Below are 23,432 nucleotides of genomic sequence, written 5' to 3'. Positions count from 1 at the left end.
GGTTTGTCCCGCTACCTGACATGGTACATTAATTGGACATTGTTCGCTCATGTTTTATGCTCCTCTTTTTATAAGATTTTAGAGTTTATGAAATTTTCAAACTCATAATACTTGTATATGTCTTTCTTCTACTAATGTTTGGGTTCTATAGTAGCCTTTTTAATCATTATCATTAAGTTAGTATAATCTAATCATTTTTATTGAAAATTCTGAAAATTAATATTTTTAGAGGGATACAAATTCTGTTTTCAACGTATCTCGCAGATTCGGTAAAATTATGAAGTCTTTATTACATGAGTTATCTTGAATTTAATTTTGGATATCACGATATGAACATGGTTACCAAATGATGATTTTTATTTTTATCAAGCTATATATTCGTAAAAAATCGCTTTACATATACTGAAGTTTTATTTGTTGTTACATAAAATCTTTTACCTATTCAATTTTGAAATATACATTCAAGACAGTATACTCCAAAATAAGAAATTATTTTAAATTAGAATATTTTCTTTGATAAATGTGTGTTGATTAATTTCATAATCAGTAGTTCTATCCACTCTCCCTTAAAAATTAGCATAGTTTTTATGAATTCTATATCTAGTAGAAAGCTCTCTATCATATAAAAGTATAATAATAGGTTAATAAACAAGCAGTTTTTTTACTAAAACATAGAATAATACTAACCCTAATTGAAGGGCGACATAAAAGTATTTCCTGGAATAATGATTGCTGGAAATCTAAAGACAAGCACCATTGTGATGACGATAAATTTAGATATATTATTTATATAATTTGTGTTATAGTTTCAAATGTTAATTAATTACAATATTTTCCAAAAAAGAGTATACATAGTCTTATAAATCATGTTATTTTGGATAGTTTGTTCTTTAAATTAGGAATTAAATAAAGAATTATAAAAACGCGCTAGGTACAACTAAGAAAGAAACAGGATAAAGAATAAGTCATATTACCTGTAGTAATAACACTAAGTGAATTGCACCCCTTATAAGTGACTTGTGTATCTCTTACTGCGTTTGAAGTTAATTGCCAATATTTCGTGTCGTTCTTCCACAAGACATTGCGTAAAACCGTTTGGTTACCAATTCCACCAACGTAATCTTCAACATCTTTCATTCACTTCATTAAATTGTCCTGTTGCTTGATTTTGTGCCTCTTGAACTTTTTTATTCAACTCTGTTTTTGTGGTTTCAATATCTTTGTTGACTTGCTCTAAGGTATCTTTCTTTACTTTGTCCACATCAGGAACAACCGACTCCCAATTGCCATTCTTCCATAATTTGAGGATGCCAGGCTTGCCGTTTAAAATATCTAACCATAAGGTTTTTCCATCTTCTAAACCGATTGTCGGTGGTTTTGCGCTTTCAATAATTTTTGTTTGATAATTTTTAAGGTTTTCTTGTACTTTTTCTGCTAACTTTTTTGCTGCTTCTGATTCCTTTTACACAACATCAACTTGTTCATTTGTCTCTTTCACAAGTTCTTCCAACTTATCTAACAAGCCTTTATTTGCTTTTCCAGCTAGACTGCCCATAACTTGGGCATACATGTGATTTAACAGACTTCTCGTATCTTCTACTTCTTTAAAATCACCAAAATAATATTTATCATTTGCTGCATTTGTATCACATTCATCCGCTGCGATAAGACGCGCTTCTAAAAACAAAGGTGGCGTAAATTTTGTATCTTTGATATGGACAATATCGCCCTTATTTACTTTTTCATGAGATAAACCAAATATCTTTTCTAATGCAATTGGAGTTACTTCATACTGTACAGTGCTATTAATACGTTTCTTTAGTTCCGCTTCCGTTAGTTGTTTTAATCTTTCGGCTGACATATTTTGATCTTATGTTTGTGGACTATAGATGTCATATTTGTGTGAACCATCTTCTGTCCAACGTTGTAAGGCATCTGCATCAGCGACGTATAACTTCCCACCGTTAATCTTTTCAAAAGTTAGATACTCACCTGTTTCTTCGTTGAAGGGCCCGACACCAACTAGTGCAGAAATTGCATCTTGTGAATTTTCAATACGGCGTATGCCTTGTAAGTCCTTTCCTAAGACAATTTCTTTTCCGTTATCCCTACCTTCTTTACGTACCATATCTACGTATCTACTAACAATAAACGAACCTTTTACTTCTGTACGGAATCGGATTTCTAACTCAAAGGTACTTGCTATTGTTTTCAATAAATCTAGTGGGTTTGTAAATTCTTTGATATTTATCGTGCGGAAGCTTGCATATTCCGTTACACCACGTTGCCACTTCGTTCCTTCTAAAGCGAAATCCAGCCATTGATTAACTGTGTATCCTTCTAAGGTTTGTGGTTTAATTACTTTTGCTTTTTTTAATTTCTTATGTTCACTTAGCGCATATATTTTTTTAGAACGATCTATAGAATCTTGTTCGCTTTCGTTTATCACATATGAAACAAACGATCCATCACGCACACGCTTTAAGATTATGTTTTGTTGCATTAACTTCGCCGCTTTGTGTGTACCATCTGAAACCGTAAATTCGAATTGGTCTACATTGTTTTTTAGTTCCCATTTACGAAGATCATCCCAATAATCTTGTTCTTTAATTACTGCAATGATTTGTTCTGTTTTAAAATCAAAAATGTGTAAATCGTTATTACTCATAAATATCTCTCCCTGTATGCCACTTCCACTTGTCCGATATCAGAAGGTAAAATTTCAATTTGATTCGTTCCTTTTTCTATATTTATAAAGTCACCGAATAAATCTTTCGTATAGATTGCATCTTTTCCATTAATCTTGATACTTGCATCTGCTGTATCGATTTCCACTACATCACCTTTTCGTACGATATAATAAGGCGCTTCGAGAGTGGTTGTTTTATTAAATTTCCAAACTTTTATGTCGTTTATTGAAGCATTTTAATTGGGTGCTTCTTTCCATCCTCCAATATGCACCATAATTTGTGCTAGTTGATTTTTTGAGTATCTTTCATCCACATCAAAATACTCACGGTATGATTCTGAATCGTATCCACCCTTTTCTAAAATACGAGCAATATCAGCCGCCCAAAAGTTTCCGACACGAGTAATTCGTAAACGACCTGTAAAATCATTCCAAGTCCAAGGAGAATCTCCCGTAGTTGAGATAATGTGATGTCCTTCGTCAATTTTTCCGGCGTGTATCTCTCCATAATTAGAAGCTACGTTTACATGTACTTCAGCCATTGACATTTTGCCTATAACATCAGAATTCACATCCAGAAGATATATTTCTACACGCCCCATAGATTTAGCGCTATTTTGATTCCAACATTCTACAATTGCTTCAACAGTAAAATCCTGTAGCGGTTCTTTTAAACTTTTCCTAGCCACTCCGCCATGCCATTTACTACCTGACCCAAAGTTATCTATAACAAAGCGCTCACTATCTGACTTTAGAGTTCCTGTGTTTTCACCTTCGTCAGTGTTTGGACCATTTTGAGTCCAACCAACCATTGTTTTCATTTCATCGTGCATAACAAGCTGTTCTTTCTCGACTGTTCGTTCTTCCACAGAAACAGGGTATCCCATACGAAAATGTTGAATTTCTTCTTCCTTTTTTCGTGAAATATCAATAAAAGTAGAGGGATTTTCTACCTTAACTGTGAACGTAGGATCAGAATATTTACTCCCATTATTCGATATATTTGTAATTAATCTACTTCCTTGTAATTTGAAATCTATTTTTCTCCTTGGGCCTAGTTTATAAGGCATTGGACAAATGAATTTTAAGGTGCCTTTTCCTAAACTCACAAAATTATCAACATTAAAATCTTCATCAATAACAGCTATATATGTCCTATCTAGTTTTGTATCAAAAGTTAGCTCGGCTGCTTGTTCAGTAATTAACCATGTCGCTATTTCTTCTTTTAACGTTTCTAAATCTGTTCCATCTGAAACGATAATTCCCACAGGGACAGAAAGTCGACGAGAATCTGTTTCCGTTCTTAATAATCTTGCGCCTGGATATCCAGGCGTGTTTAAGAATTTACGTTTTAGAGGTGCCCATGTTGGCGGGCTCCATCCTTTTTCTAGTTGGATATATTCTTTTCGTTGATTGTTGAATGTAAAAGAGCTCATTTTGACACTCCGTTTCTTTATAAAATAAAAGAAACCCAAACCTAAAAGGCTGAGTTTCTCTTTTCTTCTCTTTCTTGATACTCGGTTGTATAGCGATAAGTACCGCGTGCCACGTCTCTTCCTTCTAAATTTACGGGTACTTCAATAAATAAATCTCCACCAAGCATTGGAATAACTCCACTGCCAGATGATCCGAAAGAATTATTAATGACTTGATTTGATACACTATTTGTCATGGCTTGTCTACTGTTTGACATACTTCCATATACACCACTCATGACGGCCTTTAATCCTCCTAATTGGCTTGCGGAACTAGCCATCATACGGCTCATATTATCCATTAATTGATTTTATAGATTATAAAGGTATATTATGAGTTGTGTTTTCCATCACTTCTCACAATACAAATATATCACGTTAACTCCAAAACGACCGGCACATTTCCTGCCAAAAAAACGGCCATAACCCTGTCACTTTTTATTATCTGATTTACATATAATTACAATAAAAAAATACAATTATGCTCACAAAAGAAGGAATTATTTTTAATCCCTATCTTTTGTGATTGTAGTATTTATGAAATTAGAGCTATCAAAGAGATGTATATCAATAAAGGCTGATGTTAGTTTTCATCTTTATCATTTTCTGATTTCGTAGCAGTATCTTTAAAAAAATCACCTGCTAAATTAAGTAGTTTCTTTCCACCTTCACTATTCAAAAGATTCATTAAAAATACCGGATCTTGAACCTTTTGAATAAGAGCTTGCATAAATACGGATTTAGCAACACCTAATATCTCTGTCGAAGTTATTTTTATATTAAAATAAGGAATGTTAATTTGGAATGGCGAATAATCAGATGAATTATTTTTCTGTTTTTTTAATTTTTCATCAGTCGTTCCATTGATTGCTTCATTGGTTGTTTCATTATTCGTTTTGGGAAGTGTAACAGCTTCGGCCGCTATTATTCGACTTTTCTTCTGAGTTACTTCGGTTATTGGAATAGATGAAGTTTGATACGAAACATTTTTATTAAAATATGGGCTAGATCCCATTTTTTTCTCCTTTCATAACGAACACATTATATATTCTAAACATATATTAAACTATATTAATGAAGGATTACTTCACACTACGTGAAGCAACCCTTTATTTATTCTTGGTGATATAAGAAGGTTGTTACTTAAAAACCACCATATCCGCACCAGCTTGCACCAACGATAATAAGCAAGATAAACAATACGATTAGTAATGCAAATCCTCCGCCATAACCACAACCACTTCCATATCCTTTTTCTGCAGCCAAGATACACTCCTCCTCTCTAGAAGTTCATAAACTAGCAAAAACAAGTTGCGCCAACGATAATAAGCAAGATAAACAATACGATTAGTAATGCAAATCCTCCGCTATAACCACAACCACTTCCATATCCTTTTTCTGCAGCCAAGATACACTCCTCCTCTCTAGAAGTTCATAAACTAGCAGAAACAAGCAGCGCCAACGATAATAAGCAAGATAAATAATACAACTAGTAATGCAAATCCTCCACCATAACCACTTCTATATCCTTTTTCTGCAGCCAAGATATTCCCCCCGATCCTATAACAAAGATGCGTTTCATAATAACTAACAGAAGTTCTATTAATTTAACTCGTAATGAAAACAAGCTAACAGAAAAATGATTTTTCATTGCAGTCATGTTGTACTTGCTTATCACTACACTGACACTATATGTATTGGGCTGTAAACGGTTATGTGCTTTTATATCAACTTTTCCATTTTTGAGGAAAATGTCATTGACCATTTTTAAAATCGTTATATTTATATTAATAATTTTATAACCCACATTTGAATTTAATCATTCGTATCTTTTTCTCTACTTTGACGATTTGAAATCATTATCTTCTTAATCCATACTATTTTCACAAAGTAATTAATATATCATTTCAAGTTCTCTATGACTTACCCATATCTTATATTGTGTGTAACTACCCCCTTCGCTGAATCCCTTGGTATCATTGAATTTATAACACTTTCTTTTTTGAGTTACATAGTACAAAATTTATGAGTAACTGTAAGGAATACCACCACATTGCTACCAAGCTAAGGATATGAATTTTATCAATCCATGTTTTTCTTTTGCATATTGGCTAGTATAGAACAAAAGGTTATCAAATGCCGAGCGAACTCTCAGCAGATGATAACCCTTTGAACTAGCGTATCAATAATTTAATTAGATAACCTCACAAATATATTATTGAACCACCCCAAATACATTAATTTCAGCGGCACTTGTCCATGGATTGTTGTTTACCTCGCTTAATGCACGTAGTTTAATATAACGACCTGTCTTGTTTGCAAAGCTGACCTCTTTCAAGTTAATATTGTTTGCAAAAGCACCTATGGATACCGCTGTTCCCCAGTTTACTCCATCACTACTGACGTAAAACTCATAGTCCTTAATCGTTCCATTTATTTGGCCGTCTTGCCTTGGCAAGTAGCTGAATTTGGAGAGGTTATAAGTTGCACCTAAATCAATTTGAATCTCGTGCGGCATTGGAGCTACGGGGCTCCAGTTTGTATGCCAAAATGTATCTTTGTTTCCATCAAAGGCATACGTACCTAAATTGTACCAATTATAACTATCTACATATTTTAGTGTCCAGTTTGTTTGCGGAATTAAACTAGCTTCTTTTGTTGTGACTGCTACATTCATAGCAGAATTACTTGTACTTGTCGTTGTAATCGTTACTCCTGATTTTTCTCCCGTGTAGGTATTACTATTCGGATTAGTGTCTGGACCAAAGGTAGCAGCATGATTTTGATTCGTGTAATAGAACGGGTCTTGGTATTCACTGACTGATTGTTCTATATCAATGAAAGGATGAGGATCACTGGAATTATTATTCATGGATTCATCAATATGCCAAACTGCAATACCACCAGAACTTGTTGGTAAGCTCGCATCATACCCAACCTTTGCGCGATTCTCAACTAAAAAATACGTATTATCCTTTAAAGGAATCTTTAACACATTATAATTATTTGGGATCGCATTTAGAGTAAAGTTATTAGTGGTATTTACTACATTTGGTGTTACAAATCCTAATTTTACTTTTGACCAAGCATCCATATGACCCGGTGTAGCTCCATAATCTTCTCCTTGTAGACTATTCCAAGATCCATTACCCATTATACTTAGGCTACCCACACGATTATTATCACCATATAGATCTGGCAGGCCAAAGGAATGACCTAATTCATGAGCAGGGATACCAATTGTTGCCATATGACCATATTGTTTTTCACCCTGCGCCGTATACATGCCTGATACCGTAACACCATCGTGATTTGTATTTGGAGCGTACGACTGATGTGCCCAAATATAAGGAAGTGGAGCACCAGGAGCAGCCTGTTCATTACCAGCAAGAAAACTTACAATGTAGAAGCCATCTTTAGAGTCAATGACTTGATCATTATTAGTATCAAGACTAGCAAAATTCACTTGAGAATCAGCTTTAGCCAGTGCATCTGTTATAACCGTACCCATACTTTTTCCCGATGTACTTGGATGAGCGTAATCTAATTTTCAATAGGAACTTTTTTTGCTGGTATTAAAGGATTCTCTAAAGTAGATAATTGGATATCAATGCTTAGAAGCATAACAACAGTTCTACTAACACTTTTATTATCAGTGTTTTTAACACTAACTTTGATTGTTGTCTATGCATTAAGTTAATCGTAGTTCTTCACGAATAAAAACCAATATTCCGTCAATACTGTAGACACATGGTTATCTTTTTCCGATTTCCTTATATGAGCAGTTAGTTTTTGCTAGCTGCTCTTTATTTGTACAAGGTACTCAATTGACTGGCGCACATATAATATCCTGAGTTCCTTTCTTTATAAAATAGTCGTTATAAAATGAGACTCGTCACGAGAGCACTTTACTAAGTGCTCTTTTTATATTCCAATTCCAACTTAATACAAAATGAAAGTTTGATTAAGCTTATTTTTACTACCGCATAACATGTTTAATTCTGCTTATAATATAGTTGTAACTTAAAGTTACATATCATTTACTTGTAGGGCCTAATTTTCTTTTGTACAACAAGCAGTTAGCTAATTAAGCTGGCTGCTTTGTTGTGTAAAATGAAGTTTTTATACGATTTTAAACACATTTAAAAATAAATTCATATGATATTACGTATTCCTCTCTTTTACAAAATGGATTTTGGTCAGAAGAGCACTTTTACGAAGTGCTCTTTTCCCATGGAATTAACGCTCTACAAAATAGCGTTTTTGTTTAGTTTTATAATGCTCTGTCTTCCTTTATAAAGCACTTGATTTTATTGTTTAATTTCATTAAAATGAGCTTTTATATCAACTAATAAGGAGACTATAATGAAAATAAATTTAGTATTGTTTGTATCATCAATCAAAGAGAAAACTGTCCCCAAATTAATGATAAAAACATTTGAATCTGATATTCGTCCAATTAAAGGCGATATCATCGATGATCCAGGGTTCGACTCAAGTTTTCATAATGGATATGAGGTTGTAAAAGTTTCAATCAATTACGCATCAAATGAATGTTTTGTTTCTCTACATCCTCTTGCTATAGAACTTGAGGACATTAAATTAGATACTTACATAGAAAAACTTGAAGCGTATGGTTGGCTTGCTGTCCCAAAAGAAGAATTACAAAATATATAATGTTTTTTTGCCCCTTTATGTTTGAAGGGGTATTTTTATTATTATTTTATCATTTAATTAACGATTTTGTTTTACTCCTTAACCAACTAAAACTACGCTACAATTAATCCATATTCTGTAAAGAAGTATATAAAATCCTCTCACCGTATACATGTGTATCTTGTGATCAACCTCTCATACAACAAGATGAACATTCGTTTATCCATTACTGCATCAATACAAATTGTGAAGAAGCAAAACTGGAATTATCTCTGTTGGAAGAGATGGGGTTGTGAATCCTATCTCTTTTCTTTACAATAAGGATTTTATTAAATAACTGAATAAAATTAAACATTCCGTCAATAACAACCACAATACAATCTGCTTCTTACCCAGGTTGTATCGGATGGAGCAGTTAGCCTATGCTAGCTGCTCTTTTGTATTTGGTTAAAAATAGGTTTTAGGGTTTAGGTCTTATTCCTTTTCTACATCATATACTTTTAACCTAAACATCCAGCTCAAAGTGTTACCTCCTATCTTAAAGAGCACTTATGCATGGCGCTCTTTTTTATTTTTTTCTTTCACTTCTGAATAACATTTTTAACCCTGTTCATACTATTTTTGTAACTTAATGTTACAAACTATTTCTGTAAGCGCAGCGTTTCTTTTGTACAACAAGCAGTTAGTTTTATTAACTAGCTGCTTTGTTGTGCAAAAGAAAGATTTTCTTAAACTGCACATTCATTAAGAACATACATAAAATATCATGTGGTATTCTTTTTCAATATTAGTTTTGTTCATGGAGCGCCTTAAAAAGCGCTCTTTATATTACAAATAACTATTTCGTTCAAACATACACACGATTTATATAAACTAAGCATATATTTATATAGACAAGACATAGCTTTTACTATACATGCACAATTTTTGTGCATGTTTTTTATATAACAAAATAACTATTTTGTTATATTCCTTGCACTTTTAAATGAGACAAGCATATGTTGTAGTATAGTGTTTCATCACTTATATACACTTCCTTTTTTCAAGAGTACATATTCGATATGTACTCTTTTTGCATCACTATAAAATAACGCTTTTGTTTAGTTCTGATTTTTATAGTTAGATTAGATAAATTTGTTTCTTATTATCTCAAAATACAATCACACCCAATTCATATCATGCATCTACTGGATATAATCTGAGATTCTAAGAAAGGATGATATACATATGTCTAGAAAAGACAAATTTAACCGGTCACGTATGTCTAGGAAAGACAGATTCAATTCATCTAAAATAAAATCTGAAATTTCAATTTCTCCCGACCTAGTCGGGCCTACTTTCCCACTAATCCCATCATTTACTCTGCCTACTGGCATTACCGGACCTACTGGCAGCACTGGGCCTACTGGGAACACCGGGCCTACTGGCGACACTGGGCCTACTGGCGACACTGGGCCTACTGGGAACACTGGGCCTACCGGACCCACATTTAACATTAATTTTCGTGCAGAAAAAAATGTTGCACAGTCTTTTACTTCTCCTGCAGATATTCAAGTATCGTATGGTAGTATAATATTTAATAATGGTGGAGGGTATTCTCCAGTAACGAATACATTTACAGCCCCTATAAATGGTATCTATTTATTCAGTGCCAGTATAGGATTTAATCCAACTTTAGGTACGACTTCTACTCTAAGAATAACTATAAGAAAAAATTTAGTATCAGTTGCTAGCCAAACAGGAACAATTACTACTGGTGGTACACCTCAACTTGAAATTACAACTATTATTGATTTATTAGCTGGCCAAACAATAGATATACAATTTTCTGCAGCAGAAAACGGAACTTTAACTGTAGGCAGTAGTAATTTTTTTAGTGGCGCATTATTACCATAATGAAAATCTTAAAATATATTACAATTACATTTGGATGGATAACATTATCATCAATCTTGCATACAGTATTCTTTAATTCATTCCCATTAGATTCATACAGTTAACCTTTGTTAAATTTTCTTTTTCTGTACTATTTATATACAACGTTCATATACGTACACAGACTTTAGTAATCCACATTATAGGTCTTGGCTTAAGAGCACCCCAATCTCTAATGGTGCTCTATTTAATTCAAATAACTATTTTTTTATGTTTCCTAACTTACAGTAATGTCCTAAAAAAAACATTCATATATATTTATCAGATGCACTTTGAAATCCCAGAGTATCAAATATTTTTAAGAATTGACTGACCACCAATATTCGACTTCTCTTTAAAAACTTATTAAAAATAACTTAGATACAAAAAAGCTACGTTTTATATAGGATAAAAAATTATCTTACGTAAAGGAGCTTGATTATTTGTGAATTACCAAAATGATAATAACTCTAACTTTCACAACCCTTGCACTTGTCCATCCCCCACGGCTAACAGTTTAAATGTTGTTCAAACTACCCCATCAATAGTTTTTGTAAATTCTGCGATTCCACTAGATACCGTGGTAAATTCTAATGGTACGGCAATCTCATTCACACCACCAACAACTGTTTTACTTGAAGGTGGAAGAACCTATTTGGCAATCTATGAAGTGCAAGTTATCATTCAACCAGGAGGTAATTCGGCAGGTATCACTATGTACCTTAATAATAATCCAATCATTGGCTCTGGTACTTCTCTGGGATATACTGCAGGATTCACTTCTGTATCAGCACCCGCTATTTTCACTACACCTTCAGGTATAACAAGTACTCTTACTGTTAATGTAGGACCATATTCTAATACATTAAATACATTGGGCTTAACTCTTGCTGTTGTAGCATTAACATAATAAAATGTAAAACTCTCTAAAATGATTTTATTTATCCCTTAACTGTCTATTGGGCTAGCCTCTAAGAACTCCACATAACTACATATAAAAAAAGAACATTATCTGGTTCCATAGTACTAGGTGACTCGGCTAGCACAATTGCTGAGTCACCTATTTATCTATAATAAAATAAAGCTCTTTTTTAATTTATTACGTGTTCTTTTTGATACAGAATTCTAATACAATTAATTTTCATATTATAATTACCTACATCCCGTATTTTTAATAGATACAACAAATCTCATACATATAGGAGGACCTTAATGATCCTAACTCAAGAAAAGAACATAAAATTAATTATGTATTTTCTTACCTTATTATCTTTTTTTATTCTTATTTTCTTTAGCATCACAATTTTTTATATACCGTTGATTTTTTATTTTATATACAAATCACAAAACATTCGAAAAAATATCCTTGAGGCTGTGTTTTCCCAACTATTCATTTAAAAGAATTCAGAGTTTTACTGAATTCTTTTTTTATAGATTTTTCAAAGTCTTTTACATATTCCTCTATTCCTCCTTTTTAATGAAATTTAAATCACATACCAATTAATTTACTGACATTGAATTTTTTTGGTATTTTACGGTAATATTCACCTATAAAATCATTACCCTTATACAAAGAGCTATGAGTCTTTCCACTCATGGCTCTTTTTTATTACGATTTTCACTTCACATCTACACGATTTTGACTAGCTTCTCGACTAAATCCGCCTGGGTATCTTTTTGCTAATTTAGATATATTCATTTGAGCAATATCTTCTAGGGTATACCCCATTTCGTGAGACATGATTGAAATGTAGTACAAGATGTCTCCTAACTCTAAAGCGATTTTATGCGTATTCCCTTCTTCTTCTCCTGGACAATGAGCCAGATCAAATCCATGATGAAAAATTGCTTTTTTTACAACATCAGCAATCTCGCCAGCTTCTCCCGTAAGCCCTAATGCTGCATTTAAAACATGTCCACCGAAATCATTATTTGTATTCCATGTGCATAATGCCGCTTCTTGATATTGATCTAATTCACTGATTTGATTAATATTCATTGCAGCTTTTCCTCCCTTTGATTTACTAACTAATTTAGTTGTTTCATATACACCATTTTCCATAGCTTTCATTTTGTTTTCCCCTTCCTATTTAGCAAATTCCTAATCCTATCGGACGATTTTCAATTAAATACTTATCAGCCTGATCTATTACAAGGAGCGCAACCTCAGCATGATGTCTCCTTAGTGCTTCCACCATTTCTGGTAAACTCATACCTTGATTCCACATTTCACGAAAACGAAGTACATCTCTTTCATCCCAAATGAAGTTAGCTTCTTCTAAAGCAATGTATATTTTCAAACGTGATTCCTTCATCGCTTCATGACTTCTTGCTACACTCATAAGCGAACCCACTTTCTAAAATGATTATTTTATCTTTTCAGTAAACTTAGTATCTACACGATCAACTTTACCGTTTATCCAAACTGCGACTTGCTCACCGAATCCGCTGACTCTTTTTAACATTCTCCTAATCATATGAAGCTAATTCCCTTCATTTCTTAATATTTTCTTCATCACCACCGCTATTATTATCATTATGAAACTAATAGCTAATATAGGTAAATAAATTTTCGTACTGAATCCTTCAAACATAAAACCATAAACGACTTGCCCAATCGGTGCCATACATTGAGATACCGCTGTTATAATTGCCATCACTTTTCCTAGATTTTCATTTGGTGTTTTCTTTTGGACTACAGTAATCACATAGATGGATACAATTGTCATAATCATCGCAATTAGAATAGAAGAAAGTATAAAGAGGATAAATGGTGAATAGATTCCTAAATTGAGAATAAATGGTGTAACCGAGAGTGCCACTGGTATGACTAATAGAGCTATGATAAGCATCCAATAATATAATGTTTTCATCTGTAACTTATTAGCAAAGAAACCAATTGACAATGCCCCTAATATGGTTGCAAAATCAATTAATCCCATTCCAATTCCATACATCGTATCGCTACTCTGCATAATTACTCGTAACATAATAGGTCCTCCAACAACAAATAACGGTGTCAAAATTAAGTTTAGTAAAGCTGCAAGTAACATAGCCTTCAAAATAAAAGGTTGCTTTAAAACATAAAGAAAACCTTCTTTCATATCTTTTACAATTGTCAGTATGATATGGCTTTCTTGCGCTCTTTTTATAAAAGGTATTGTAATAAACATTTCTAAAATCGCAGATAAAAAGAAAGCAAGACAACTTGTTATTACGAGCATTTTCAAACCAATTATGCCATATAATATTCCTCCTAGTACAGGTGCAACTATATTAGATAATGCTTGCACACCATTTATGATACCGTTTGCTTGTTCTAACTTTTTCTCTGGAACTAATTGCGGAATACTTGCCATAACAACTGGTGAGTACATTGCACTAACGACTGCTAGTAAAAACATAATTGTTCCAATCAATAAAATAGATACCGATTCAGTTAATAACAAAAATATAAAACTTAATACAATAGCAGCGTTTATAAAATCCAAAATGACCATTACATTACGGCGGTTGAAACGATCTGCTATCGCTCCGCCAAGAGGAGCTAACAAAAACGGGATACTCGTTATGGCATATAACCCTGCAAATATATCGGCACGTCCTGTTATATCTAGCACATATAAAGACAGTGCAAAACGTAATAGTGTTGAACCTAAAATAGTAATAATTTGACCACTTACCATTAAGTGAAAATCTTTCAAGGAAGATTGAATACTTGCTGGCATCCTCATCACATCCTTCATTTAACCTAGACCGACTGCCGGTCTATAATACCCAAACAGAAAAAAGCTATTTCTGTTTCATTAAAACCTCTATCATATAATCAAAGGACCCTTCTTTCGCTCCAACAGATACTTCCATCATTTTAATATAAGCCTTAGCTCTTCTCATCATTTCTTCCAGTTTCCACTGGAATAAACCATCATCAAATATGACTTGTGCTGAAGAGAGTAATAATTCAATTGTTTCTTGTGGGTATGAGGTAGAAAATATGCCTTCTTCTATTCCTTGCTCTAAAACTTCCGTTAATACAGGAGATAAATGTATAATGGATTGCACTAAACTTTTCTGATGCATTTCTGCATTATTTGGTTGATGGAATTGTTCAATCATTTTTTCTTTTACATCTCCTGATTTTGGTGATTGTTCCATTAAAATTTTAAATAACTTATCTAAAACTGGAATATCGGGATTGGAGACAATCCTTTTCGCCTTAGTGACATCCTCTTTAATAATCCTCATAATGATTTCATCCATTACTTCCTCCTTCGACTTAAAATAATGATAAAACGTCCCCTTTGCTATACCAATTTCTTTTAAAATGTCATTCACGGTTGTTTTCGTATAACCTTTCGTAAGAAACAAACGCTCAGCTGTTTCTAAAATTTCCTTTCTACGCTCCTCATACTCCTTTACAATTCGCATTCAAGTTCTCCTTCCCACCAGACCGACTGTCGGTCTATTAAAATTATATGTTTAGTTTGCAAAAACTTTCCTATTATCGTACATATACAACACCATACTTTCTATTTCCTTTATAAATTTTTATTTTTTAACGTCCGCTCAATTTGTTTAAAACGTATCTCATGTTTCTTATCGTCACCTTTCATTTTAGGAAAAGAACGATGCCCTCCGCTTGATCCTATTTTTCTCGATTCTTTATCCAGACGCACAACACTTTGTAGTTTTTCAGCTCCTTCACCACAAGTCAGCGCATCTCCTTTACATCGATGACTTCAAAAAATGACAATTGATTCATACGATACGGTTCCCCTCCGTTCGATCTATGTACTTATCAATGGAGTATTTTGTTGAGTTCCAATATGTAATATTGCATATTTCGCACTTTTAATTTTCGCACATGCGATAATTTATTTATAAAAATATAAATTATTAATAAGGGTGATTTATATGAGCAAGTTCCGAAAGAAGATGATTAAATATTCGGAAACATTTTGGGGATGCTTAGCATTTGGTGTATTAATGTTTGCTATCTTCTTAATTACGGATTTAACAGATGCATCTTTAAATACATTAGGCTGGAGAGACTGGCTAGGTTCTGTAGCAGGCGCAACCATTTTATCTGTTGGGATGTTTACTTTAAATAAATTGAATTTAAAATAAATATTCGGTCAATACTGAATGTAGGCTGTATGCCAACATTCATTTAAAGTAGTCTTCTCTGTATCTCCTTGTATTGAGCAGTTAGCTTTTGCTAGCTGCTCTTTTATTTTGTTCCGGTTCTTGCCTCTTAAAGAACTCTTTATCTACTTTTCCCCAATAAGTACACATATCTATTCCCCTTTGCTACAAAATGAAATCTTTATTTTGTTTTACGCGTCGCTTCTTCAATCAGCCAAGATACAATATTAAAATCATTAGCTTCACCCTTTAAAGATGTTCCGTTCCAAAAGCATTCTTTCATCACTTCAAGTAATTTTTCAACAGCTTCAATTCATCTCATATTCATTTTCCCTTTCTCCCAAATAACTATTTTGTTTTATTAATTAACTGATTAATAAAACAAACACCTTTATTAAACATTCCATGTTTCTTCACCCCTTGAATATTTTTCAAATAAAAATACATACTATTTTCAAGCCGCCGTGTCCATGGCTAATACCTCTTTCTTTTGATGTATATTTTTTAAGAAATCGAAAATAATACCAACAAGCTGTTTGAACTAGCAGCTTCACTCTTCTCGCAATGGGGATGCAAATTATCACAATTAGCTAACTCATTGAACTCACTGGCAGACAACCAAAATCGTTGTCTGCTTTTTGTATGAGATTTTTCGTTTTACATATACTACTTTTGAACCTGCAGACCAATACGAGCCATTTTGATGCTTGGGATTTCCCTTCCGGGGATAAGTATTTTTTACTTATCCCTTTTTTGTATAGACACGTATATTTAGGGTAAAACTAATTACAAGCAGATTTTCTGTTTATGCGTAGTTCTAAACAAGATTACTTTTTCTCCTATTAAAGGACGGCAGGTACGACTGCTAGTCCTTTTTTCTTATTTCGCATATTATCACTACATTACCTTCATCGTCGTCGTAAGCAATTTCCCCATAAGGATGGCAGTGGTGCTTCTCGAGTTCCTCATCGATCAAAACTAACAAATTAGTTTTCCAGTTTCCAACGATCGTACACCAATACGAGTTTAATCCTTCATAAACTTCTCTTGTTCTATTTCGATAATTGCGGAATGTGTAATGAAAATACTCGCTCGCTTCAATACCTTTTCTTTTAACCAAAGTGTTCTGCTGAATGATAATAATACCCTGGCTCTAATGGTTTTGGACTATAAAATTTCCTTTATAAATTTCAAATGCGGTGAATGAAATTTTTGTTTTTTTCTTGCCATCATCCTTGTTGTATACAAACAAAAAAAGAGCCACAATATTTTGCGACTCTTTTACAATTATAACTATTTAACGGCCACGTCTTTGCTGACCTTGCTTTGTACTACCTTTTTTATTACTTGGCTTATTAAATGATCGGTTATTTTCATTTCTAGAACTATTTCTTGAATCACGTCTTGATTCACTTCTTGAACCTTCGCGGCTATCTCTTTGACGATTTTGACCTGATTTCTTCGGAGCCGGCTTTGGTACCGGTTTTCCATTTTCATCTACACGTTTTATCTTCGGTTGTTCGATTATTTCTCTTTGTATTGGTGCACCAAGCGTTTTTTCAATTTCTTCTAAATGTTTTTCATCTTTCGCTGCAACGAACGTAATTGCAAGACCTGATCCACCTGCACGTCCTGTTCGGCCAATGCGGTGAATGTAACTTTCTACATCTTCAGGGATATCAAAGTTAAATACGTGCGTTACACCATCTACATCAAGTCCACGAGCTGCTACATCCGTTGCGATTAAGTACTGAATTTTAGCTTCGCGGAAACTCTTCATAACTCTTTCACGTTTCGCTTGAGGTATATCACCATGAAGTTCAGCACAATTATAACCTAATCCTTTTAAATTATCATAAAGCTTACTTGCTCTAACCTTTGTACGACAGAAAATAACAGCTAAAAATGGCTGATCACGGTCCATAACAAAACGAAGTGCATCTGGCTTTGCACGGTCTGTCGTCTCAATGACACGCTGCTCAATTGTATCAACCGTTACTTCTTCACTTTGTACTTGAATCATTTGCGGCTCATCCATATAACGTTTCGCTAATTTTTTAATATCTTTTGGCATCGTTGCTGAGAATAACATCGTTTGTTTACTACCTGGTGTCTCATCTAAAATATCTTCAATATCATATAAGAAACCAAAATAAAGCATTTGATCCGCTTCATCTAGTACAATCGTTGAAAGATTACTTAAATCAATTGTTTCACGGCGTATATGATCTAATAATCGTCCTGGTGTTGCAACAACAATATGTGTATTACCTTTTAATTTTCTCAATTGTTGTGCTACATCTTGCCCACCATAAATCGCTAGTACATTAATATCTTCTCTTTGAACAAGCATTTTTTTAATTTCAGTTGTAATTTGCAGGGCTAGTTCCCTTGTTGGTGCAACAATTAAAGCCTGAACATCACTAGACTCTGGATCGATTTTTTCTAAAATCGGTAACACGAATGCTAACGTTTTACCCGTTCCTGTTTTCGCCTGCCCAATAATATCTTTACCTGACATAATAACAGGAATTGCCTTCTCTTGAATTGGTGTTGCTTCTGTAATTCCATTTTCACGTAATGTATGATTAAAAGTTTCACTAATTCCTAATTCTAAAAAGTTTTTCAAATAGACCACTTCTTTTCCTTATTTTTCACATTAGCTTTCATTGTACCATTTGTTTCACTAAATATGAAAAATAAAAAAATTCTTATCTTCTTTTTTTATATTCATCGTGTACTAGATGGACAAATTCTTTTTGCTTTTTCTCGGATTTTATTAATGCTTCCATGTTAGTAGAAGACAAAATGAACTTCTTAATTTTTCTATTATAGCAAATAACGAACCCATCTTCTCCCCCCTATAATCTTGCTCAAATTATATATATTCTTCTTTACATATATATTTCAATTTTACCGAAATATAATGTTACTGATTTGGTTGAAATCGCAAAATATATGAACTAAAAAATCGATCTTTTCGATTTAGGAAAGACCGGTTTTCATTAGTTTATACAGTAAGCTTTCCTCCATGATAGCAATAATACTCTGCTGCTTTAAAACTTTTAATCCTATTTAAAGACTGTTTCGCTTTTTCTATATCTAAACAAAAATTCGGATTAGCTATTACTAACTCACTATTCTCTTGAACAGCCGCATCTCCCGTAATTACACAATCTAAATTCGGAAAATATAATGAAATATGCCCCGAAGTATGTCCTGGCGTCGCTACTATTTGACATTCATTATTCAAAATCATTTGACCATCATGCACTTTTTCATCGACGGAAATATGTTTTATATTTTTTAACTGTTGTATAAACCATTTACCAAATTCTTTTTCTTCATTTGGCATACGTTCTAACATTTCTTCAGCTTGAACTAACCTCTCTGATTTTATATCACCACTAATGTAGTTAGATTCAATTTCACTAGCAATAATATTAATGTGAGGATATTTCACTTTGAAATCATATAAAGCCCCTAGATGATCATCATCATAATGAGTAATAATTATATTTTTTAAGTTTTTCATCTCATATCCATGTTTTAATATTGCATTTTCAATTAAAGGTAAAAAACTTGTATATCCTGTATCGACTAATGTTAATTCATTATGTACTATAATTAAACTTGGATAAACACATTGTTTTCGCCAGTTAAATTCGAATTCAATTGGTAGTTCTATTATTTTCATTTTTCTTCCCCCATACCGCTTATAAAATGCATAATAATAACTAAATCATCCACATACATCTTACAATATATATACTATGTAACGGAACAATGTGAATCATTGTATAATCCACATTATATTATTTTAAACAGGTAATCCCCTATTTTTATGGAAATATATAATTAAGAAAAACAATAAAATTGATTAATCTCTCACTTCTTTGTCCATCCTTTTAAAAAATCTATATTTTGTAAAAGGAGTGTTTATATGGAGAAACAGACACTTTGGAAAAAGTTCAAAAAAAGCTCTGTAAACCTCGGTAAATCCAGCGTATATGAAAGTATTATTTTATTCTACACAATGAAAAAGAAAGAATTACCTACTAAAGCGAAATTCATAATATTAGCCGCTTTATCTTATTACGTATTAACAATCGATTTCATTCCAGATATAGCTGCTATTATTGGGATTGGCTTATTAGATGATGTTTTAGCAATCGCTGTAGCGCATAAATACGTTATGAGACACGCAGATGCTGAAATTCGAGAGAAGAGCAAAGTAAAGATGGAGTCATTATTTACTTCAGCACAAGCATAATGAAACTATCTAGTCATTTACCATGAGAGCATTGCAGAATAAATTCCTAAACAGTAAAAGAATTTCTCTTAGTCCTCAAACTGTAAACAAATAGGGTGTCAGCACTTATTCCTAAGTTCTGTCACCCTATTATTTGTTCTTATATCTATCTGTTATACAGTTGCATGTGTCCCCTTATACAAAACTGCTATTGCCGCGAATATAAGGATCATACCCATAAAAGCAGGTGCAGCATGACCAAGCGATACATAGATTTGCCCTCCAATAAGAGGACCAATCATTCTTGCTAAAGCTTGAATAGATTGGCTTCCACCTTGAATCCTTCCTTGTTCACTAGAACTAACAGACTTTGAAAGCATCCCGTTGAATGAAGGCCCGAAAATTGAATCACCAAAACCAAACAGTAACATCCCAACGATTAGAAGAGGATATAGGGAAAACAAAGCAGATGCTGCAATAAAACTGTAACCAATAATCTCCGAAACCATCCCAAGTATCGCTATTTGTTTATCACTAAGCTTGATCAAAAGCTTTGGCATTATAAAAGCTTGTGAAAAGATGTCTTGAAAGCCCAAAATTGAAAACATAATTCCGATTAATGCCGGTTTCCAACTGAAAGTATCCATTGTAAATTGCGTGAAAATTGCTTGTAAAGATCCGTTAGGTATCCAAAGTAAAAACGCTGAGACAAGTAACCATTTTAAATTTTTCATGGAAAGTATGTTTGCTAGCTGCGCAAAAGGATTTAACCTTACAAAAGTAATCTCTTTCAACCTATTATTTTTTTCAAGGCTCTCAGGCATATATTTGATCCCATATACAACATTTATTAACGTTATGATTGCACCAAAATACATAGGTACAGTATCACCAAACTTGGCAAGTATCCCCCCAATGGTTGGGCCAATGATAGTTCCCGCACCTACAACTGCACTCACCCATCCAAAATATTTCGTTCTCTGCTCTTTTGGAATAATGTCTGCAAAATATGCGAAGATAGTACTTATGCTCCCGCCTGTTATTCCTTCTATTATGCGTCCAGCAAATAGTACCCATAATGCTCCTCCTATTCCAAAAACTAAGTACCCAATTGCAGAACCAAATAAGCATATTAAAAGTAATGGCCGACGGCCATACTTATCGCTTAAAGCCCCGAGTACTGGGGCAGCTAAAAACACGCAAACCGCATATACGGAAGTTAGTAGTGTAACAACTAATGCTTGTTCTTCCGGATTACTTGTATATGGCTGTACTAAGAATGGGACTACAGGCATGATGATACTGAAACCTATACCACAAAGAAATACAGAAATAAGTCCGAATAGTAACGCAAGTTTATCTATGCTTTTTTCAGTTTTCCTTTCATTTTGTGATCTAAATATAGACATTTAACTTCTCTCCTTAAAAAACTTTGTTGCTGTGTCAACAAAATGATAACTCCGTTTTGTTGATTATTCAACAAAAACATGATAAAAAAGCAGCCTATTCTCATTAGAGTAAGGCTGCCATTTCATTATTAAAATATATTACGATTTAATATGTATACCTTGTTTTTTTATTTCTGCATCCAAATGTCTACTATACTTTTCCACAAAGCTAATTATACTGTTGAATTCTTCTTCAGTTACTTGCTCAAATACAGCTTTATCCCGCTCTTGAAACTCTTTGTGCAGATTTTCATGGATTTTATAAATTTCTTTCCCTTGTTCGGTAAGCCTAAAATAAATTTCTTTCTTGTTTTCTGACTTTTGGTAGCTTTCAACAAGGCCTTTTTGTATGAGCTTCTTAGTCATTCTACTTATAGCACCGCGAGTCACATAAAAAGCCTCTGCGAGTTGTGTCACGTTAGAATCTGCATTGTTTTCAATATATTCAATGCAGTGGACTTCAGAAGACTTAAAACCTTTAAGACCTTCTTCCATCTTATCTTTATTAAGCCAAACCAGCTTATTATATAATTCCCTGAAACCGTTCATGACCTGTTCTTCTTTATTCATGACCTGCCCTCCTCACCGCTCATTAGCACATTAAAACTATTATATTAAATTTCTGCTTATGTTTCGACAATATTGAAATAATTATTGTAACATTAAAGATATGTGTAAAAATTGGTGCTTAAATAAAACAATTCATTAAACAGCAAATTTATTGCTACTTACAGTAAACAGTAGACAAAAAGTAAGAGCTAAGATCATTTCTCTTAGCTCTTCTTTCATAAAACTATTTCACTTCATTAGCGACAAAAAAGTGCTCACATACACTTGATATGCGCTGTAAGTCTACGTTCCCACCAGATATAACAGCTACTACTTTTTTTCCTTTTATATAACTATCAACTTTTCTTGCAAGAAGTGCAGCAGTTGCTAATGCACCTGCACCTTCTACAACAGCTTTCCCACGTTGTAATAAATCTTTCATCGCTACTTCCAGTTCTTTTTCTGATACAGTTACAATATCATCTACTAATTCTTTTACAATCTCAAATGTTAATTCCCCTGGTATTTTAACTGCGCAACCATCTGCAATAGTAGGCGCCTCATAATGTTCTACGATTGCGCCTTTATCGTAAGATGCCTTCATTCCATGAACATTATCTGCTTGGACACCAATTATATTAATCGATGGATTAAAAGATTTTAATGCTACAGAAATACCAGAAATAATTCCGCCTCCACCTATTGGTACAATAACAGTATCTACATCCCACATATCATCAAGAATATCTAATCCAATTGTACCTTGACCAGCCATTACCTCTACATCATCATATGGATGTAAGTATGTCTCACCTGTTTCCCTTATAATTTCTTCACATTTTGCCTTTGCATCATCAAAGGTTTCACCATGTAAAATCACTTCAGATCCATATCCTCTAGTTGCTTCAACTTTCGCCTGCGGTGCAGAAATTGGCATAACAATTTTACTCTTAATACCGAGTAAATGAGCAGATAATGCAACTCCTTGTGCATGATTACCTGCTGAACATGCAATCACACCTCTTTCTTTTTCTTGATCCGTGAGCCGCGACATTTTATTAAATGCGCCACGGAATTTAAAAGAACCCGTTAATTGCATATTTTCTAATTTCAAATGAATTTCTCCGCCCGTTTTACTAGTCAAGTAAAAAGATTTTACTAATGGCGTTTTACGAGCATTTCTATCTAGAATCTTGTGAGCTTTTTTAATATCGTCTATATGTAATGGGAGTTTTCTAGTTATCATACTTACACCTCTTCCAATGTTCTATTCCTAAGTTTTCGTAAGTCGTAGCTCCTTTATA

18 protein-coding genes and 6 pseudogenes are annotated in these 23,432 nt (G+C 33.4%); 6 read left to right on the top strand and 18 right to left on the bottom strand.

The features are described 5' to 3' along the window. Window positions 1–1,123: 1,123 nt before the first annotated feature. The 8 genes and pseudogenes from ACS2FK_RS25620 to ACS2FK_RS25585 form a co-directional block, all read right to left on the bottom strand. Window positions 1,124–2,668, bottom strand: a pseudogene (locus ACS2FK_RS25620) (phage tail spike protein). After that, a pseudogene (locus ACS2FK_RS25615) lies at window positions 2,665–4,125 on the bottom strand (distal tail protein Dit). The pseudogenes ACS2FK_RS25620 and ACS2FK_RS25615 overlap by 4 nt, the downstream one beginning before the upstream one ends. 41 nt (window positions 4,126–4,166) lie before the next feature. After that, window positions 4,167–4,475 (bottom strand): annotated as a pseudogene (locus ACS2FK_RS25610) (phage tail tape measure protein); the annotation flags it as partial. Window positions 4,476–4,747: 272 nt separating this feature from the next. After that, complete coding sequence (locus ACS2FK_RS25605; RefSeq protein WP_000535862.1) at window positions 4,748–5,179, bottom strand: hypothetical protein; 432 nt, start codon at window positions 5,177–5,179, stop codon at window positions 4,748–4,750. Between the two features lie 128 nt (window positions 5,180–5,307). Further along, on the bottom strand, window positions 5,308–5,430 hold the full coding sequence (locus ACS2FK_RS25600) for a YjcZ family sporulation protein (RefSeq protein ID WP_071740201.1): 123 nt from the start codon (window positions 5,428–5,430) through the stop codon (window positions 5,308–5,310). A gap of 31 nt (window positions 5,431–5,461) precedes the next feature. Continuing rightward, window positions 5,462–5,572, bottom strand: coding sequence for a YjcZ family sporulation protein (locus tag ACS2FK_RS25595; protein ID WP_071740200.1), 111 nt, complete (start codon window positions 5,570–5,572; stop codon window positions 5,462–5,464). Window positions 5,573–5,603: 31 nt separating this feature from the next. After that, window positions 5,604–5,708: a YjcZ family sporulation protein gene (locus tag ACS2FK_RS25590; RefSeq protein WP_080469794.1), complete on the bottom strand. Its 105-nt coding sequence runs from the start codon at window positions 5,706–5,708 to the stop codon at window positions 5,604–5,606. Between the two features lie 671 nt (window positions 5,709–6,379). Continuing rightward, window positions 6,380–7,714 (bottom strand): annotated as a pseudogene (locus ACS2FK_RS25585) (M6 family metalloprotease domain-containing protein); the annotation flags it as partial. Between the two features lie 815 nt (window positions 7,715–8,529). Here ACS2FK_RS25585 and ACS2FK_RS25580 point away from each other — a divergent pair. From ACS2FK_RS25580 to ACS2FK_RS25565, 4 genes and pseudogenes are all read left to right on the top strand, one after another. Next, window positions 8,530–8,841 (top strand): hypothetical protein, encoded by a 312-nt coding sequence (locus ACS2FK_RS25580; RefSeq protein ID WP_063547276.1) that lies wholly within the window; start codon window positions 8,530–8,532, stop codon window positions 8,839–8,841. 1,239 nt (window positions 8,842–10,080) lie between these two features. Next, window positions 10,081–10,716 (top strand): exosporium leader peptide-containing protein, encoded by a 636-nt coding sequence (locus ACS2FK_RS25575; RefSeq protein ID WP_063549304.1) that lies wholly within the window; start codon window positions 10,081–10,083, stop codon window positions 10,714–10,716. Window positions 10,717–11,179: 463 nt separating this feature from the next. Next, on the top strand, window positions 11,180–11,644 hold the full coding sequence (locus ACS2FK_RS25570; protein ID WP_063547275.1) for a hypothetical protein: 465 nt from the start codon (window positions 11,180–11,182) through the stop codon (window positions 11,642–11,644). 302 nt (window positions 11,645–11,946) lie between these two features. After that, window positions 11,947–12,129 (top strand): annotated as a pseudogene (locus ACS2FK_RS25565) (hypothetical protein); the annotation flags it as partial. Window positions 12,130–12,352: 223 nt separating this feature from the next. On the opposite strand, the gene ACS2FK_RS25560 reads toward ACS2FK_RS25565, so the two are convergent. The 5 genes and pseudogenes from ACS2FK_RS25560 to ACS2FK_RS25540 all read right to left on the bottom strand — a co-directional run bounded on the left by ACS2FK_RS25560 (window position 12,353) and on the right by ACS2FK_RS25540 (window position 15,162). Next, window positions 12,353–12,805 carry a nucleoside triphosphate pyrophosphohydrolase family protein gene (locus ACS2FK_RS25560; protein WP_063547273.1) on the bottom strand — a complete coding sequence of 151 codons (453 nt, stop codon included), beginning with the start codon at window positions 12,803–12,805 and terminating at the stop codon, window positions 12,353–12,355. A gap of 19 nt (window positions 12,806–12,824) precedes the next feature. Further along, entirely contained in the window at window positions 12,825–13,076 is a 252-nt protein-coding gene (locus tag ACS2FK_RS25555) for a hypothetical protein (protein WP_063547272.1), read from the bottom strand. 24 nt (window positions 13,077–13,100) lie between these two features. Beyond that, a pseudogene (locus ACS2FK_RS25550) lies at window positions 13,101–13,187 on the bottom strand (DUF3954 domain-containing protein); the annotation flags it as partial. Window positions 13,188–13,217: 30 nt separating this feature from the next. Then, a complete protein-coding gene (locus ACS2FK_RS25545) occupies window positions 13,218–14,462 on the bottom strand; it encodes an MFS transporter (protein WP_063547271.1) in 1,245 nt (414 codons plus the stop codon). A gap of 64 nt (window positions 14,463–14,526) precedes the next feature. Further along, window positions 14,527–15,162: a TetR/AcrR family transcriptional regulator gene (locus ACS2FK_RS25540; protein WP_063547270.1), complete on the bottom strand. Its 636-nt coding sequence runs from the start codon at window positions 15,160–15,162 to the stop codon at window positions 14,527–14,529. 486 nt (window positions 15,163–15,648) lie between these two features. On the opposite strand from ACS2FK_RS25540, the gene ACS2FK_RS25535 reads away from it, so the two are divergent. After that, window positions 15,649–15,861 (top strand): hypothetical protein, encoded by a 213-nt coding sequence (locus ACS2FK_RS25535; RefSeq protein WP_063547269.1) that lies wholly within the window; start codon window positions 15,649–15,651, stop codon window positions 15,859–15,861. A gap of 1,315 nt (window positions 15,862–17,176) precedes the next feature. Here the strand turns inward: ACS2FK_RS25535 and ACS2FK_RS25530 are convergent. Then, complete coding sequence (locus tag ACS2FK_RS25530) at window positions 17,177–18,517, bottom strand: DEAD/DEAH box helicase (protein WP_063547268.1); 1,341 nt, start codon at window positions 18,515–18,517, stop codon at window positions 17,177–17,179. Between the two features lie 372 nt (window positions 18,518–18,889). After that, the gene (locus ACS2FK_RS25525; protein WP_063547267.1) at window positions 18,890–19,576 is read right to left on the bottom strand and encodes an MBL fold metallo-hydrolase; all 687 of its coding nucleotides are present in this window, start codon (window positions 19,574–19,576) and stop codon (window positions 18,890–18,892) included. 246 nt (window positions 19,577–19,822) lie between these two features. On the opposite strand from ACS2FK_RS25525, the gene ACS2FK_RS25520 reads away from it, so the two are divergent. Then, the gene (locus ACS2FK_RS25520) at window positions 19,823–20,152 is read left to right on the top strand and encodes a YkvA family protein (RefSeq protein ID WP_000415089.1); all 330 of its coding nucleotides are present in this window, start codon (window positions 19,823–19,825) and stop codon (window positions 20,150–20,152) included. A gap of 152 nt (window positions 20,153–20,304) precedes the next feature. Here ACS2FK_RS25520 and ACS2FK_RS25515 read toward each other — a convergent pair whose 3' ends face one another. From ACS2FK_RS25515 to tdcB, 3 genes are all read right to left on the bottom strand, one after another. Continuing rightward, on the bottom strand, window positions 20,305–21,540 hold the full coding sequence (locus ACS2FK_RS25515) for an MFS transporter (RefSeq protein ID WP_063547266.1): 1,236 nt from the start codon (window positions 21,538–21,540) through the stop codon (window positions 20,305–20,307). Between the two features lie 138 nt (window positions 21,541–21,678). Then, complete coding sequence (locus ACS2FK_RS25510; protein ID WP_001030904.1) at window positions 21,679–22,149, bottom strand: MarR family transcriptional regulator; 471 nt, start codon at window positions 22,147–22,149, stop codon at window positions 21,679–21,681. Window positions 22,150–22,372: 223 nt separating this feature from the next. Then, window positions 22,373–23,374, bottom strand: coding sequence for a bifunctional threonine ammonia-lyase/L-serine ammonia-lyase TdcB (gene tdcB / locus ACS2FK_RS25505; protein WP_063547265.1), 1,002 nt, complete (start codon window positions 23,372–23,374; stop codon window positions 22,373–22,375). Window positions 23,375–23,432 lie beyond the last annotated feature (58 nt).

Source organism: Bacillus cereus group sp. BceL220 (assembly GCF_051776965.1).
Lineage (GTDB): Bacteria > Bacillota > Bacilli > Bacillales > Bacillaceae_G > Bacillus_A > Bacillus_A cereus.
The sequence above is the reverse complement of the archived record's forward strand: the minus strand, read 5'-3'. Positions and strand labels throughout refer to the sequence as shown.

Excerpts from the sequence above, each read along its gene's own strand:
- ACS2FK_RS25510 (WP_001030904.1), bottom strand. The coding sequence starts at position 22,149 with ATGAATAAAGAAGAACAGGTCATGAACGGTTTCAGGGAATTATATAAT.
- ACS2FK_RS25535 (WP_063547269.1), top strand. The coding sequence starts at position 15,649 with ATGAGCAAGTTCCGAAAGAAGATGATTAAATATTCGGAAACATTTTGG.
- ACS2FK_RS25520 (WP_000415089.1), top strand. The coding sequence starts at position 19,823 with ATGGAGAAACAGACACTTTGGAAAAAGTTCAAAAAAAGCTCTGTAAAC.
- ACS2FK_RS25580 (WP_063547276.1), top strand. The coding sequence starts at position 8,530 with ATGAAAATAAATTTAGTATTGTTTGTATCATCAATCAAAGAGAAAACT.
- ACS2FK_RS25545 (WP_063547271.1), bottom strand. The coding sequence starts at position 14,462 with ATGCCAGCAAGTATTCAATCTTCCTTGAAAGATTTTCACTTAATGGTA.
- ACS2FK_RS25555 (WP_063547272.1), bottom strand. The coding sequence starts at position 13,076 with ATGAGTGTAGCAAGAAGTCATGAAGCGATGAAGGAATCACGTTTGAAA.
- ACS2FK_RS25575 (WP_063549304.1), top strand. The coding sequence starts at position 10,081 with ATGTCTAGGAAAGACAGATTCAATTCATCTAAAATAAAATCTGAAATT.
- ACS2FK_RS25560 (WP_063547273.1), bottom strand. The coding sequence starts at position 12,805 with ATGAAAGCTATGGAAAATGGTGTATATGAAACAACTAAATTAGTTAGT.
- ACS2FK_RS25605 (WP_000535862.1), bottom strand. The coding sequence starts at position 5,179 with ATGGGATCTAGCCCATATTTTAATAAAAATGTTTCGTATCAAACTTCA.
- ACS2FK_RS25515 (WP_063547266.1), bottom strand. The coding sequence starts at position 21,540 with ATGTCTATATTTAGATCACAAAATGAAAGGAAAACTGAAAAAAGCATA.
- tdcB (WP_063547265.1), bottom strand. The coding sequence starts at position 23,374 with ATGATAACTAGAAAACTCCCATTACATATAGACGATATTAAAAAAGCT.
- ACS2FK_RS25540 (WP_063547270.1), bottom strand. The coding sequence starts at position 15,162 with ATGCGAATTGTAAAGGAGTATGAGGAGCGTAGAAAGGAAATTTTAGAA.
- ACS2FK_RS25525 (WP_063547267.1), bottom strand. The coding sequence starts at position 19,576 with ATGAAAATAATAGAACTACCAATTGAATTCGAATTTAACTGGCGAAAA.